The following is a 14802-nucleotide window of genomic DNA, read 5'->3' on the forward strand; positions in this document are numbered from 1 at the left end:
TGTCTGCACCAATTTGGAATGACTTAGTACCGTGAGTACCGTTAAGCAGCTTGTTACCACCAAAAGAGGTTGTTTCAGCAATACGATTTAGTTCATCGTTCAGTGCTGTAACTTCTTCTTGGATTGCAACACGGTCAGCTTTTGTATTCGAACCGTTTGTTGATTGCAGAGACAAGTCACGCATACGTTGCAGAATGTTTGATGTTTCATTCATCGCACCTTCTGCCGTTTGAGCGATAGAGATACCATCGTTCGCGTTACGTACAGCAACATCAAGACCACGACTCTGAACGTTCAAACGGTTCGAGATTTGTAGGCCTGCAGCGTCATCTTTTGCGCTGTTGATTTTAGAACCTGAAGATAGGCGTTCCATTGATGTTTGTTGAGCGCTGTTTGCACTGTTTAGGTAACGTTGTGCTGTCATTGCTGATACGTTGGTATTTACATTCACTGCCATGGTGATTTCTCCAATTGATTTTCCGGTATAGCGGTTTCCGACGTCTCGGAAAACCAAGTAGTTATCTCTAAGTTACTTTTAATAACGGCTCAAAATTCAGAAGCTTTAGAAAAACTTTCAAAAAACCACAAATTAAATATTAAAATCAAATTTATCAGGCACTTAAAATCTCAAATTTTCTATAACAGTGGCAGTCTTCAATTGAGAACGCATTTAAAAAGTGTTTAAAAAACACACTAATCACTATTTGAGTTACCCAATGTAGATAAATGAATAGTCGCCAAAGAGTTCAGATTGGTATGCTTCTTATACAAAGAGTTGAGTTGTTTGTCGTGAAACAGGTAAGTGAGATCGAGGTTTTACGGATTTGAAAAGTAAACTAGACGCTCTAAAAGAAAACAAAAGTGTAGAAATAGAAAGGAAAAAGCCCCTTTTCCTGTGAAGGAACCGGGGCTAGTTGGCGTGTCAGAGCCTGTGCGGAGATCATCGAGAAATGAACACATTTCCGACACGCCGTTGCATTCTTACCGTAAAAATGGATAGCAGGTGAGAGATGAGAGAGCTAAACACCCAATAGTAAGTATGCTTGCCAGTATCCCTCGCTAAGCGGTTCACGTCTGAACACGAATAGCGAGTTCAACCAATAACTATTGCAATAGTGATATTGCAGAGTTAGGCAACTGTTTTGCTTGAGCTAGTATAGATGTACCAGCTTGTTGCAGAATTTGAGCTTTGGTCATTTGCGTTGTCTCTTTCGCAAAGTCCGTATCTTTGATTCGGCTGTTTGAAGCGTCTACGTTCTCTTGAACGTTTGCCAAGTTATTAATACTGTGGCTTAGACGGTTTTGTTTCGCACCCAAATCAGCACGCTGTGAATCAACGTACTGCATTGCAGAGTCGATGACACTGATTGCGTTTTGTGAACCAGCTACAGTATTCAAATCGACATCTTGAACTAATGTCGTTCGACCTACAGCAGGTGCAGGTACAACTTTGCCATCCGCCGTGGTTGTGGTTTCCTGGCCTTCAGGAGCATCATTTTTGAAGCCTAGTTCAGAGGCTAAACCACCCGAGATTCTCATCTCACCATCTAAATCTGGCTCGGCAACAAATACCTGTATGCGACCTTCATCAGTAACCGATGCGTTAATTAAATCAGATTGACCATTAATGTAAGTTGCGAGTTCTTCGATATCGTCGCCGGCTTTAGCGCTTATATCGAGAGTAATCTCTTCACCCGCTTTAGTTTTGAATTCAAACTTAAGATCTTTTGCTGCTACTGGTACTTCCCAGCTTTTATCTTTAGCGTTTTCAGTGTCGAATGTTGTTCCGCCCATACGGAAATCATCCGCACGAATACTAGTCAGCGCCATAATCATCGCTTCACCAGAGTTTGAACCAATCTGGAATGAAGCTTCACCAAATGAACCATTCAATAAACGACGGCCACCGAAAGCTGTTGTCTCTGCGATACGGTTAAGTTCATCTTGAAGAGCCATTGTCTCTTCGTTTAATGCTTGACGCTCTGCTGGTGAGTTAGTGCCGTTTGATGACTGAATCGCTAGATCACGCATACGCTGTAGTATGTTCGTTGATTCGTTCATCGCGCCTTCTGCAGTTTGAGCAATCGAAATGCCATCATTTGCATTACGCATTGCTACATCAAGACCACGAGACTGTGCTGTTAAACGGTTTGATATTTGTAGGCCAGCTGCATCATCTTTTGCACTGTTGATCTTATGGCCTGATGACAAACGTTCCATAGAAGTCGCTAGTTCATTAGACGATTTATTCAAGTATCGTTGTGCTGTCATAGCAGATACGTTAGTGCTTACATTAATAGCCATATTGCTCTCCTTATGAGTTCGCAAAATTTCTGCGAAGCGGCCAGCTTTACTCTCATATGGATAAGCACTGACCGTGTATTACGCGATAAACCCTAGATAAGGTTTAAGATCTGTATTAATCATTTATGAAAAGTATAAAAGCATGTTGTGTGCCAACTTTTATTTTAATTTCAATAAATTTAAAATAAACATAAAAAACAAACACTTAAAAATGAATTACTATAAAAGCCAATTATATTAAGTAGAGAAAACAAGAGATTGATATCTCTCGTTGCCGTTTTTTGCCGCTATTTTTCAAACATGCCACTTTGAATAAAAAAGCGGCAATCGATAGAATCATTCGCACGTATGGCATAGCACATACGGCAGAGAACTAACCCCAGATTAACGACTGTTCACAGCTAAATATAATTAAACAAGGTCAGGTCTTTGGTCTTGCCAAACGCTTGTTGTGAAGCTTGTAACGCTCGAGAGTTTTCATTGAATTCAATGATGGCTTTCGAATAGTCCAAGTCTTCAAAGTTGCTTTTTGCTTTCGCTAAAGACAACTTAAAATCTTCATGTTGCTGCTCTTGAATATCCAACGTACTCAAACGTGCACCGACATCCGTTCTCGCCTTAGTCAAATGAATAAACGCGGCATGAAATTCTTCTGTCATTTGGTGCAGTTTTGCCGTTGCCGATGCATCCGATACTGGATTTTCAGCCTGTTCGGCGGTCTCTTTGAATGTATCAAAAATAGAAAATGTCTTTCTCGGCTCTAAAGTGATCGAGTCACCCTTCGTGATCTGCCCCTTGAATTGGATATTCAGACCTTCATAGACAACACCTTTCGAAGGATCAAAATCTTCCGAGGCAACCACTTCGCCATCTTTTTCAAGCTGGTAAGCGAACTTGCCTGTTTGCATATCAACAAAAGTCACTTTATAAGTAGAACTATCGTCAGCTTTATTGGTTGCGCGCCCTAGTAATAACTCAGAGGCTGGTTCAAGATCATATTGAGGCTCGTAGTCACCAAACGGGTTATCTATTTCCATAAACAACTTACTGCCCGGATCATTCATTGCCATTTCAAAGCTCGTTGCTACTCGCATCTTTCTTTGATAGTCATCACCTTGATAAGAAACGTTCCCTTCATTATCTTGAAAAAATGGCTGGCTCTTGGGCTTGGTTCCTGAAAATGTGTAGTTACCTGACTCATCTTGAGTATTAGCTAAATGCAGAAGATTATTCGATAACTCTTGAATTTCACGTTTCTTCGCTAAGCGGTCTTCCGGAGAAAGTGCACCGTTAATCATTTCCATCACGGTTCGTTTTGCTTCATCCGCGAACCCTTCCGAGTTGGCGACCATGACTTCATGATGTTCAAGGCGGTTTCTAATTAGAGTGATCGCATCGACATACTGTTTAAGTTGCTCAGATTGCTGACCGATGTTTTGTAAATAATGCGTCGCCAAAGGATCATCACTCGCCGACTGTAATTTCTTACCGGAAGCCAGTTGTGCTTGATTATGATGCACCTTGTTTTCTTGGCGGCGAAAGTCATTTTGTACTGACTGATAATTATGAAAGCTAGAAATACGAGTCAACATTTATATCTCCTACCTCAAAGCCAAAATAGTATTAAACGTATCATTGGCGGCTTGCATGATGCGTGAAGAAGCCATGTACGCTTGCTGAAATTTCATCATATTTGCCGCTTCTTCATCTAGGTTCACCCCAGAGACTGAAGCAATACGTTCTTGAGCTGACTCTTTTTCTAGCCTAGCAATATCACTCAAGCGATTTGCCGTTGAAGATTTCAAGCCCGTATTGGTATTCAAGTTGTGGTAAAGATCTAAAATCGTAGACTCACCATCATCCAAGACTTTGCCTGTTTGGAGATCTTGCAATTTACGCAAGTTGCCATTGTCACCTTCTGATGGGACAAGGTTTGCCGTAAATTTATCGTTTGCCACCGCGCCCGGTGTAAGTTCAAACGTTGTGCCATTAATTGTCACTGGGCCTTGTGGTGGATACGGTTGAGGCTGCATAAGTATGTTGCCCTTAGGATCGGTAACTGCAAACTGTTCGCCCTTTGGTGACACGATCACTTCAAATTCTCGTAATTGACCTGCCGCCAAAATTTTGAAACCTGCAGTGCCTTTGGCAAAGGTAGTTGATGCCTCATAGCTTTGCGCCGCAATATCTTTAGGGTCTTTGGTTTCCATCTGAATCTGCGCGGCAAAATTGCGGGTTGGGCGTAGTAAAAGCTTCTCACCCAGTTCAGGCGGATTTCGAACTTCCACTCGCATGCCATCTAAATAAAAGGCATTGCCGGTTGAATTAGTGCTAACTTTTACCGTTTCGCCATCTGGCTTAATCACCACATAATCGCTGCCATCGTATTTCAGACCATACTCGCCGCCTTTCAGAGCAGAAGTATCATCAATATAGACCGCGACATCCGCTTTTGACTGTCCGTGAGCAGTAACACGAGACTTAGCCACTAACTCAGAGTTCACATCGGTAAACAGGTTTTTACCTACATTGCCATTGAGATCCAAACCTTGCGATTGCAGTGCATTGACCTCGTATGAAAACGCGGTCGCCAAACGACCAAGCTCATCCATAACTGCAGGAATATGTTCATCACGCATGTCTAACATCGCGCCGATTTGTCCATCAATATCGCGGTTAGTAATCGCCTTTAATGACTTTCCTTCTACGATAGCAAGACGACGCTGATGTGCATCTGGTACGCCATCGATCATTTTCAGTTGGCTCGCTTCTGTACCAGAAACTAAGGTATGACCATTACCGATATGGACATTAAAGCCTTCATTATTAGCTCGTGGTGTCACCGTCACTTTAGTGTAACCAGAAAGCTCATTAACTAGCTGTTCGTGCTGATCTTGTAGATCATTATGAGGTCCAGGAGTTCGTACCATTAGTCGCTGAAGATCACGGATCTCGTATGCAATTTGGTTAACTCGCTCGATACCCATGTCTAATTTCTTATTCGCAGAATCAGACTGTTGACGAACGGTTTCATGAAATTCATTTAACGTTTTACTCAATAACCCAGCTTTTTCTATGACGACTTTTCGTGTACCCACATCATTCGGGGTATCAGCGAGCGTCTTAACAGAATCAAACCACTCATTAAGGTTCTCTGGGATTTTCTTCGAAACAACCGATGACAACATGCTTGACAGCATATCCAGGTTAGCTTCGGTATCCGCTTTGTTAGCGGCATTGGTTGTTGATAGGTTAAGTTCCTTGACGGCAAATTGGTCCCACGAGCGGCGAACATTTTCCACATGCACACCCATACCGTAGGTTTGACCACCGTACTGGCGCGGGTCATTCACACCTTGAACCACAGACTGGCGGCTATAGCCTTCTGTGTTGGCGTTAGAAATGTTATGACCAGTGGTGTTTAGCTGTCTCTGAGCAGTAAGAACACTTTGTGCTCCTACATTCAGAAGATCCGACGCCATAATGCCCCCAAAAAACTTAACAAAATCAGCATGAACTGATTAACTACTACAGCTTATTATTAAGATATTTAGCAATATATGTGCCAATAGAAATAACGGAGAGTTAAAAGACAATAATTTGTTGAAGTGTAAGGAGAAAACTATGGATGGTGCGTAAGACTGAAGGGGCGGATAAGAAAAGAGCCTGCCGGTGGCAAGCTCTCGAGTGCATTCAATAACGCTATTTCATCTCATCAATCTTAGCTTTAACTCGTAAAACTTTGTCGGCATAGTTAGGGTCGGTTGCGTAACCCGCCTGGTGAATGCCTTTGATGAAATTCTCAGAGTTACCTTGATGCTGCAATGCCGTTTCGTATCTTGGATTTTCGTTCAAGAACTTCACGTAATCATCAAAGCTATCTTCGAAATTAGAGTAAGAACGGAAAGAAGCAGACTCTTTAACGGCTGTTTTACCATGGAACTCTAGAGTTTGAGTAGCAACCTTATCGCCCTTCCAACTTCTATCGGCTTTGATATTGAATAGGTTGTTGCTGTTGCCCAAAGAGTTCTTAATCATCTTAGAACCCCAACCTGTTTCAAGTGCCGCTTGTGCCAATAGCAGTGATGAATCGACACCGAGCGCACTCGCTGCTTTTTCAGCGTAAGGCTTCATTGAGGCAACAAACGATTCTGGAGAATCGAAGGAAACTGGTTGTTTGGCTACTGACACGTCTGTTGCTGACATAGCTTGCACAGATTGAACTTCGGGTGTTCTATCTTGTGAACGCCCCGAGTACTGCGGTCTTTGCAGAGAGGTATCAAAGCCTTCATTGCGAACCTTATCTTCAGTTGCATCATTTGCTTGGCCAGCGCTTAACTGAGCTACGATCATGTCCGCAAGACCGAGCGAACCTGACGCACTGAGTTCACTCGCCATTTGGTCATCTTGCATCTGACGATAAAACTGTTCATTCTGGCTGTTTAACATATCTGACTTAAAGCTCGAGTTCGCATCACGCATCGACTTAAACAACATCGAGGTAAAAATAGATTCAAACTGTTTTGCTGCAGCGGTTAGCGCTTCTTTTTCACTGCCTTCTTCACCGCTTACCGCTTGTTGACGAAGACGGTCTAGGCTACCAATATCGTGAATAAAGCCGATGTCACTGTTATTTTTAATCATGCTTTATCCCTTAAATAATGATCAACTGACCTTCAATTGCACCCGCTTGTTTCAGTGCTTGAAGGATTGCCATTAAATCAGAAGGTGCGGCGCCGACTTCATTGACAGCGCGTACCAAATCATCGAGCGTTAAACCGGGTTCGAACTTGAACATTTTACCATCGGCTTCGGTTACTTCGATGTCCGAATCAGGAACGACTACCGTTTGACCACCAGAGAATGCGTTAGGTTGACTTACGTTTAGATTTTCTTTGATTGCGACTGTCATGCCGCCGTGGGTTACTGCTGCTGCTTTTAAGCGCACATGCTTACCAACAACAATAGTACCGGTACGAGAGTTAACAATGATTTTTGCAGAGCCCTCTGCAGGGTCAAATTCGATGTTTTCGATGGCAGACAAGAAAGCCACACGTTGGCTGATTTCACGTGGAGCACGAACTTTTACAGAAGTCGCATCTACCGCAGACGCCATTTGAGGGCCTAGAAAATTATTAACCGCATCAGCTAAACGCTGAGCCGTAGTAAAATCAGATTGGATTAAGTTGAAAGTGATGTAGTCACCACGACCAAATGGGGTTGGGATTTCTTGCTCTACCGTCGCACCGCTAGAGATGATACCGACGTTTGGGTTGTTACCAACGAGCTTAGAACCATCGTTGCCTTGAGCACTAAAACCACTCACAACCAAATTACCTTGTGCCACAGCGTACACTTGACCGTCCAGACCTTTAAGAAAAGTCTGCAGCAAAGTACCACCACGAAGGCTTTTTGCTGAACCAATAGACGACACCGTTACGTCTACTTCCTGACCTTGCTTGGAGAATGCCGGAAGTTCAGCGGTAACGATTACCGCCGCAACGTTTTTGGTTTTTGGCTTGGTGCCAGGCGGCAATTGAATGCCAAAATTTTGCAGCATTGCGTTAAACGTTTGATCGGTAAAGGGAGTTGTCTCACCGGTGCCCGGCAAACCCGTCACCAAACCATAACCGACAAGTTGGTTACTACGAACACCCGCTACTTTTGCCACGTCTTTTATACGCGCGGCATGAGCACTGGAGGCAAGAAATAGCATGCCGAAGAGTACGAGTGTTAGTTTTTTCATTGAGTAACCTGTCTGTATTGCTTTAATTTATAATGAGTTAGCTTGAAATTAGATAATTCTGAAAGTGTCAGTATGTCGACACAGTCTCAAGCTCTACAAAGATACATTAAAGAATCGTGCCAAGAACCCAGGTTCTTGCATATCTTTCTGCACACCCGTACCTGAGTACTGAATTCGTGCATTCGAAACACGGTTCGAAGCAATGGTATTCTCAAAGTCGATATCATCAGGGCGGATGGTGCCACTTAAGCGAATGTACTCATCACCCGTATTCAACGTCATCCACTTTTCACCACGAACCACTAGGTTGCCATTAGCTAATACTTCAATAACTTCAACCGTAATGTAACCGCTGATGCTGTTACTTTGGTTAGCTGATGCATCTCCAGCAAAGGTGTTGGTGTTACTCAGATCGTAAGAAAAGTTGTATTTACCAAGTTCTAGGTTTTCACCGCCTACAGCTAACGGTTCCATCGATGCATCGTTCGATTTAGACATATCTGCATTAGCTTTTTTAGTCGCTCGCGTATTCTCATCTAACGCAACTGTAATAATGTCACCAATACCGCGAGGTTTTGAGTCGTCATACATGCTACCAATGTGGTTAGCATTGAACAGTGAGCCTGTTGCTGCCGCATAATGCTCTTGTTTTTTCTTCGGGTTAATTGGCGCCCATGCAGGATCACCAGCAATAGGGTCCGTTCTATCTCGAAGTGTGTCGATAATACCAGAGCTTTCCTGGGCCGACTTGTCGCCTTCTACGGCATCAACCACTGTGGTTGCGTTCTCTTGCGCCGGAGTTTCAATTGGAGCCAATGGGGCGCAGCCAGTCATAGACAAAAATAGGGCTAAACAAACAATACGTTTCATGGCGACATACTCTCAGCGGGCAATGGTAAACAGAACGATCAAAAGAAATAAGTAAACAGCGAATTAACTAGCTACAGTTGTTGGTTAACGAAGCTCATCATCTTATCTACCGCCGAGATAACTTTTGAGTTCATTTCGTATACACGTTGAGCTTCAATCATGTTAACCAACTCTTCAGTTACGTTTACATTGGATGCTTCAAGCATAGACTGACGAACATTACCTAAGCCATTCAACCCCGGAACACCCTCTTGCGGGTCACCACTTGCACCTGTAGGCAAGTAAAGGTTTTGGCCAATGGGCTCTAAACCACCTGGGTTTACGAAATCAGTAATAGTGATTTGACCAACCACGACGTTGTCTTGCTGACCACGTAGACGAACCGACACCTCACCATCGTTCCCAACCGTTACCGAGATCGCGTCTTCAGGAATAACGATTTCGGGTTGTAGGGCATAACCTTGACCCGATGTTACGATCGCGCCGTCACCGTTCAATGTGAACTGACCATTACGGCTGTAACCTGTTTCACCGTCTGGCATCTCAACTTGGAAGAAACCGTCGCCTTCAATCATCATATCTAGGCTATTCGACGTTGTTTGTGCGTTACCGTGAGTGTGCACCTTTTGGGTTGCAACTACCTTAGAACCAGCACCCAACATCAAACCACTTGGCAACTCAGTATTCTGAGACGATTGGCCACCTGGTTGGTTAATATTCTGATAGAACAGATCTTCAAACACCGCGCGGCTCTTTTTAAAACCAATGGTTGAGGCGTTGGCAAGGTTGTTTGAAATTGTTGAAATATTGGTTTGTTGGGCGTCTAAACCGGTTTTACTTACCCATAATGCTGGATGCATAGTAATTTCCTTAAAATTCTATTAGCTCATACGAAGCAGTGAATCAGACGACTTGTCCATTTCCTCTGCTGTGCTCATCATCTTGACCTGCATTTCAAACTGACGTTGTAAGTCAATTAAGCTGGTCATTTCACCTACGGCATTTACGTTACTGCCTTCGATAGCACCTTTAAGCAACGTTACCGCTGCATCTGCTTCGTATGCCTGATCTGGGTTTTTCGAACGGAAGAGGCCATTCGTATCTTTAAACAAGCTTTGGTTATCTGGACGCACAAGCTTAATACGATCAACTACGGCTAATTCTTCAGCTGGAGCGCCTTGAGGAATCACCGAAATCGTACCATCAGTACCAATTTCTACTTTACTGATTGGGATTGGGAGCGTGATTGGTGCGTCGTTTTCCCCAAGCACTAAATGGCCACTTGCGTTGGTAAGTAGACCGTTTTGGTCAACCCTTAGGTTACCGTTACGAGTTAAACCTTCACGACCAGTGTTGTCCATAACTGAAATCCAACCATCACCTTGAATGGTGACGTCTAGATCTCGGCCTGTAGTAACCACACTACCCTGAGCGAAATTATGACCCGGACGCTCTGTCATGCTGAAAACACGAGTAGGCATACCTTCGCCATACGCTTGCATTGAACGTGCCTGTGCTAAATCAGCACGGAAACCCGTTGTACTTACATTGGCAAGGTTGTTCGAACGCAGCTGCAAAGCCTGCATATTTTGCTTAGCGCCGCTCATGGCAAGAAACAGTGCGCGATCCATAATTTTGCTCCAAAAATCATTTTCTGGAACTAATAAAGCAAACACTATGCCAATATTTTTAACTGTTATTTATCAAAAACTTAAACGGAGAAACAACAAAAAAAACTGACCATAAAGGATCATTGAGGAAGAATTGTTGCCAGAGGCATTACCGGGCGGCAATAGGGGCGGCAAATAGAAAAACAAACAGCCATACGTAATTCATCAACAATACCCAATTCAATAACATTGAATTGGGTATTCGCAGATGATTCAAACGCTCGAAACGATTAACGAATCTGAAGAATATTCTGTTGTAGTTGGTTGTGTACTTCTAGAGAACGAGAGTTCGCTTGGAAGTTACGTTGAGCAGAAATCAAATCAACCAATTCTTGAGTCATATCGATATTCGACTGCTCTAGTGAGCCATTGTTGATACTACCAAATGAACCTTTATTTGATTCACCCCAGATTTTATCACCTGAAGCGTTAGTAGAATCCCATTGAGTGCCGCCTTTCTTATCTAGACCATGCTCATTAGGTACACGAACTAAACCTACGCGGCCTAGTATCACATTTTCACCGTTTGAGTAACTGCCTAGAACACTGCCGTACTCATCGAAATCGATTTTCGTTAAGAAACCAGTTGTCGCGCCATCTTCATCAAACCTAGACAGTTCGAATGGAGCGGCAAACTGAGTTGAAGAATCCAGACCAAAGTTAAGTACCTGTGTCGGATCTGCACCGTTCAAATCAATTGCGTTCTCACCAGCGCCGATAGGATCAGATAGAATTGGCTGACCACTGTTAAGGCTTGCTAAGGTACCGTCATTGTTGAATTTCATGGTGTGACCAACATGACCTGCTGAATTCGTCGCGTCGCCACCAGTAATATTTACCGGCTTCTCGCCCGTTTCATCTGACATGGTGTAGTACGTTTGCCAAGTATTCGGTTGAGTCTGATCTTTTAGGTAGTAAGTCGTTAACTTGTAAGACTGTCCCATAGAATCGTAGACCGTCGAAGACGTTGCACGGTTATAGGTATCTGGATCTTTGAAGTCAAATGTTGCCGGGTCTTTAAGATCACCGTTCGCAGGAAGGTTAACCCCTACTTCAATGTTTTCTGTCTGTTTAGGCTTACCAAACTCAGCTGGAATGTCGAGAGGCTTTGGTGCATAAGAAAGAACTTCACCCGAGTTTGGATCGACATCATAACCTAAAAGAAACTCATCATTGGCCGTAACCATGTAGTTGTCTTTGTTTAGGTGAAATGCACCATTACGCGTTAGTTCATTGATCTCTGGCACCATACGGTCTTTCGATACTGCAAAGAAACCAGTACCACTTACACGCAAGTCCATTGGGTTATTCGTATAGATACTTGAACCTTCATGGAACTGTTGTGCCACTTGGCTAGCTTGCGCACCACCTCCTGGCGTCGTTTTTGCGTTAGTGAACAACGAGCTTGAGTAAACATCCCCGAACTCCGCACGAGACTCTTTAAAGCCAAATGTGTTTGCGTTCGCAATGTTGTTACTGGTTGTATTCAGGTCTAACTGTGCAGCGGATAGACCGCTTAAAGATACATATGACATTCCAATATTCTCCTAATCTAGCTAGCATAATCACTCTAAAAAGAGCTACGCTTTACCAACTTCTAGTACTTCAGCAAGTCGTACTGGCGATGTAAAACCAGCCAGATTGAGTAGTACGTTGCCATCACCTTTACCAAGAAGCACACTGTTCACGTTCGCATAACTCGACACTTGGAACTCTGTGTTCTCACCTTCCAATAAACCCGACGCTTTCACGTTGTATTTACCGGCCGGCAATGGATTACCGTCTTCGTCTTTTCCGTCCCACTCAACACGCGTGTCACCAGATGGTTTTGAGCCGATATCAAAAGTGCGAACCAATTGGCCAACTTCATTCTCAACACGGACCATTACATTGTCCATTGCCTGAGGAAGCTTAACCATTGACGCCATACCGCCATCACCTTGTTTCACACCTGCCGCTCCAGGAACCAATACATCGCGGCCAACCAAAGAAGATGCCTGCAGTGCTTGGTTAGAGGTCATTGATGAATTCAAGCTTTCAAACTGTGTATTCATTTTGCCAATGCCATCTACGGTCGCAAATGAAGCCATTTGCGCAATCATCTGGTCATTGCTAACCGGCTTAAAAGGGTCTTGTTGTGCAAGTTGCTTAGTCAACAACGATAAGAAGTCATCTTGTTTAAGATCTTGCTTACCTGTCGTTTCATCGGGCTTCTTAGCACCATCTTGAAGACTCTTCAGCTGGTCAACATAGGACAAGCCGCTTTGACCAACATTGTTGATTCCAGCCATTTGCTACCTCCTTATCCTTATTGACCCATCTGCAGCGTACGCAGCAGCATTTGTTTACTCGAGTCAGCAACCTGTACGTTTGTTTGATACGCACGTGATGCTGAAATCATGTTTGCCATTTCTTCCATAACGTTAACGTTAGGCTTATAGATGTAGCCTTCGTTGTTCGCTAACGGGTGATCTGGGTTGTACTCCGCATTCAGCGGTTTATCGCTTTCTACGATACCTAATACTTTTACTGGCACAGTGTGACCACTATTACGTGCCTGATTTAACTCAGCGCCAAACACTGCGTGACGAGCCTTGTAAGTGTCTTTAGCAGAGCTACTTACACTGTCTGCGTTAGCAAGGTTACTTGAGGTAGTATTTAGACGAACAGATTCAGCACTCATCGCAGAACCAGTCACATTGAATACATTAAATAAGCTCATCTAGTTATTCCCCTTTTATCGCTTTAGTTAAATTCTTGAACTTACTTCCTAAGAAGTCGAGAGAGGCTTGATGCCTAATTTGGTTTTGCATGAAAAGATTTCGTTCCAAATCCAAATCAACCGTATTGCCATCTCCAGTATCAGGTTGCGTAGGAATTCGATACTTCGTTTCCCCATTCACCGTTGTTGAGGCAGAAATATGCCGACCGTCTGTTCGGCTAAGACCAATGCTTGCCCCAGAACTTGCCGCCTGCAGTGATTTATTAAAGTCTAATCCCTTTGCTTTATACCCAGGCGTGTTAGCTTGCGCGATATTGGTGGAAAGCACCTCAGCGTTACGCTCACGTACACCAACTGTGTGCTGGTGAATGCCTAAAGCATTGTCAAAAGAAATAGCCATGTAAACCTCAACTCAAGAACTGACTGTTATGAAATAACCCAAGCAATATATATACCAACTTTAAAAATAAAGTGGCCGACCATTACTTTTACAGGTTACTCGTGGGTAAACTTGCAATATACAAGCCAACAAATAGAGTAAATTGGAATGTCACTCTGACTTAAAGATATAGATTAAATGAGAAAAAGAAAACCCAGCACTTGGCTGGGTTTTAAATCTGGACAGTAATATTGCACCTTAAAGTGGTGACACTAATTACTTTAATTTGTAGATGATGCCTGGATTACAGCGAACCATTTCAAAACGATCTGTTAAGCCGGTTAACGATTCAGACGCACCCAATAACAGGTAACCACCAGGATTCAGGCTATTTGCCATCTGGTTAAGTACTTTTGACTTCATATCCGGAGAGAAATAAATCAACACGTTACGACAAAAGATAATGTCGAATTTGCCTAACAGTGCATAGCTCTCCATCAAGTTCTGAGGACGGAAGTTTACCATTCGCTTAACGTTGTCTTTCACTTTCATACGACCATCGCCAGCATCTTCAAAGAAAGTGCGACGGCGCTCAGGAGAAAGTCCTCGGCCCAAGGCAAGGTTGTCATAAGCGCCAGTGCGGCACATATCTAACATACTTGCTGAAATATCAGTAGCGGTAATCGATACATTTGGCAACATACCCGGCTTACGTGCTTGGGTCTCAAGTATCGTCATAGCCATTGAGTATGGTTCTTGACCTGAAGAGCTTGCCGCAGACCAAATCTTGATAGGACGTTTATTTGCCGCTATTTCCGGTAGAAGTTTATCCGCTAGTACAGCAAACGGATAAGTATCTCGGAACCAAAGTGTCTCGTTAGTCGTCATAGCATCCACTGCCGCCACTCTCAACTCACGGTTTCGACCTGTCACTACATCTCTTAGCAAATCAGACAATGAAGCAACATTAAACTTCGTTACTAATGGGCTTAAACGACTGCGCACTAAATACTGCTTACTGTCACCTAATACAATGCCACATTGAGATTCTAAGAAACGGCTGAAATCGCGATACTCTTGATCACTTATTGTTATAGCAGTCATTAATGTC

At 43.4% G+C, this 14802-nt stretch carries 13 protein-coding genes and 1 pseudogene; all 14 read right to left on the bottom strand.

The features are described 5' to 3' along the window. Positions 1 to 457: pseudogene (locus ACED59_RS18760) on the bottom strand (flagellin); the annotation flags it as partial. 647 nt (positions 458 to 1104) lie between these two features. After that, positions 1105 to 2304, bottom strand: a complete 1200-nt coding sequence (locus ACED59_RS18765; protein ID WP_009848564.1) for a flagellin — start codon at positions 2302 to 2304, stop codon at positions 1105 to 1107. Between the two features lie 401 nt (positions 2305 to 2705). Then, the gene (gene flgL, locus ACED59_RS18770; RefSeq protein WP_017099165.1) at positions 2706 to 3896 is read right to left on the bottom strand and encodes a flagellar hook-associated protein FlgL; all 1191 of its coding nucleotides are present in this window, start codon (positions 3894 to 3896) and stop codon (positions 2706 to 2708) included. A gap of 9 nt (positions 3897 to 3905) precedes the next feature. Continuing rightward, positions 3906 to 5786, bottom strand: a complete 1881-nt coding sequence (flgK, locus tag ACED59_RS18775) for a flagellar hook-associated protein FlgK (RefSeq protein WP_009848566.1) — start codon at positions 5784 to 5786, stop codon at positions 3906 to 3908. A gap of 220 nt (positions 5787 to 6006) precedes the next feature. After that, positions 6007 to 6948: a flagellar assembly peptidoglycan hydrolase FlgJ gene (gene flgJ / locus ACED59_RS18780; RefSeq protein ID WP_017099164.1), complete on the bottom strand. Its 942-nt coding sequence runs from the start codon at positions 6946 to 6948 to the stop codon at positions 6007 to 6009. 10 nt (positions 6949 to 6958) lie between these two features. Beyond that, a complete protein-coding gene (locus tag ACED59_RS18785; RefSeq protein WP_009848568.1) occupies positions 6959 to 8050 on the bottom strand; it encodes a flagellar basal body P-ring protein FlgI in 1092 nt (363 codons plus the stop codon). A 93-nt stretch (positions 8051 to 8143) separates the two neighbouring features. Then, positions 8144 to 8920 carry a flagellar basal body L-ring protein FlgH gene (gene flgH, locus ACED59_RS18790; protein ID WP_009848569.1) on the bottom strand — a complete coding sequence of 259 codons (777 nt, stop codon included), beginning with the start codon at positions 8918 to 8920 and terminating at the stop codon, positions 8144 to 8146. A 71-nt stretch (positions 8921 to 8991) separates the two neighbouring features. Further along, complete coding sequence (flgG, locus tag ACED59_RS18795; protein ID WP_009848570.1) at positions 8992 to 9780, bottom strand: flagellar basal-body rod protein FlgG; 789 nt, start codon at positions 9778 to 9780, stop codon at positions 8992 to 8994. Between the two features lie 21 nt (positions 9781 to 9801). Beyond that, entirely contained in the window at positions 9802 to 10551 is a 750-nt protein-coding gene (gene flgF, locus ACED59_RS18800) for a flagellar basal-body rod protein FlgF (protein ID WP_009848571.1), read from the bottom strand. 269 nt (positions 10552 to 10820) lie between these two features. Next, a complete protein-coding gene (gene flgE, locus ACED59_RS18805; protein WP_009848572.1) occupies positions 10821 to 12125 on the bottom strand; it encodes a flagellar hook protein FlgE in 1305 nt (434 codons plus the stop codon). A 45-nt stretch (positions 12126 to 12170) separates the two neighbouring features. Continuing rightward, positions 12171 to 12881, bottom strand: coding sequence for a flagellar hook assembly protein FlgD (gene flgD / locus ACED59_RS18810; RefSeq protein WP_009848573.1), 711 nt, complete (start codon positions 12879 to 12881; stop codon positions 12171 to 12173). Positions 12882 to 12898: 17 nt separating this feature from the next. After that, entirely contained in the window at positions 12899 to 13312 is a 414-nt protein-coding gene (flgC, locus tag ACED59_RS18815) for a flagellar basal body rod protein FlgC (protein ID WP_009848574.1), read from the bottom strand. 4 nt (positions 13313 to 13316) lie between these two features. Then, a complete protein-coding gene (gene flgB / locus ACED59_RS18820; RefSeq protein ID WP_009848575.1) occupies positions 13317 to 13712 on the bottom strand; it encodes a flagellar basal body rod protein FlgB in 396 nt (131 codons plus the stop codon). A 255-nt stretch (positions 13713 to 13967) separates the two neighbouring features. After that, complete coding sequence (locus ACED59_RS18825; protein WP_009848576.1) at positions 13968 to 14795, bottom strand: protein-glutamate O-methyltransferase; 828 nt, start codon at positions 14793 to 14795, stop codon at positions 13968 to 13970. Between the last annotated feature and the right edge of the window lie 7 nt (positions 14796 to 14802).

The sequence above is a fragment of the Vibrio sp. FF266 genome (genome assembly GCF_041439695.1).
Classification (GTDB): Bacteria; Pseudomonadota; Gammaproteobacteria; order Enterobacterales; family Vibrionaceae; genus Vibrio; species Vibrio tasmaniensis_A.

Coding starts and splice junctions, on each gene's coding strand:
- ACED59_RS18765 (WP_009848564.1), bottom strand. CDS start 2,304: ATGGCTATTAATGTAAGCACTAACGTATCTGCTATGACAGCACAACGA.
- flgL (WP_017099165.1), bottom strand. CDS start 3,896: ATGTTGACTCGTATTTCTAGCTTTCATAATTATCAGTCAGTACAAAAT.
- flgK (WP_009848566.1), bottom strand. CDS start 5,786: ATGGCGTCGGATCTTCTGAATGTAGGAGCACAAAGTGTTCTTACTGCT.
- flgJ (WP_017099164.1), bottom strand. CDS start 6,948: ATGATTAAAAATAACAGTGACATCGGCTTTATTCACGATATTGGTAGC.
- ACED59_RS18785 (WP_009848568.1), bottom strand. CDS start 8,050: ATGAAAAAACTAACACTCGTACTCTTCGGCATGCTATTTCTTGCCTCC.
- flgH (WP_009848569.1), bottom strand. CDS start 8,920: ATGAAACGTATTGTTTGTTTAGCCCTATTTTTGTCTATGACTGGCTGC.
- flgG (WP_009848570.1), bottom strand. CDS start 9,780: ATGCATCCAGCATTATGGGTAAGTAAAACCGGTTTAGACGCCCAACAA.
- flgF (WP_009848571.1), bottom strand. CDS start 10,551: ATGGATCGCGCACTGTTTCTTGCCATGAGCGGCGCTAAGCAAAATATG.
- flgE (WP_009848572.1), bottom strand. CDS start 12,125: ATGTCATATGTATCTTTAAGCGGTCTATCCGCTGCACAGTTAGACCTG.
- flgD (WP_009848573.1), bottom strand. CDS start 12,881: ATGGCTGGAATCAACAATGTTGGTCAAAGCGGCTTGTCCTATGTTGAC.
- flgC (WP_009848574.1), bottom strand. CDS start 13,312: ATGAGCTTATTTAATGTATTCAATGTGACTGGTTCTGCGATGAGTGCT.
- flgB (WP_009848575.1), bottom strand. CDS start 13,712: ATGGCTATTTCTTTTGACAATGCTTTAGGCATTCACCAGCACACAGTT.
- ACED59_RS18825 (WP_009848576.1), bottom strand. CDS start 14,795: ATGACTGCTATAACAATAAGTGATCAAGAGTATCGCGATTTCAGCCGT.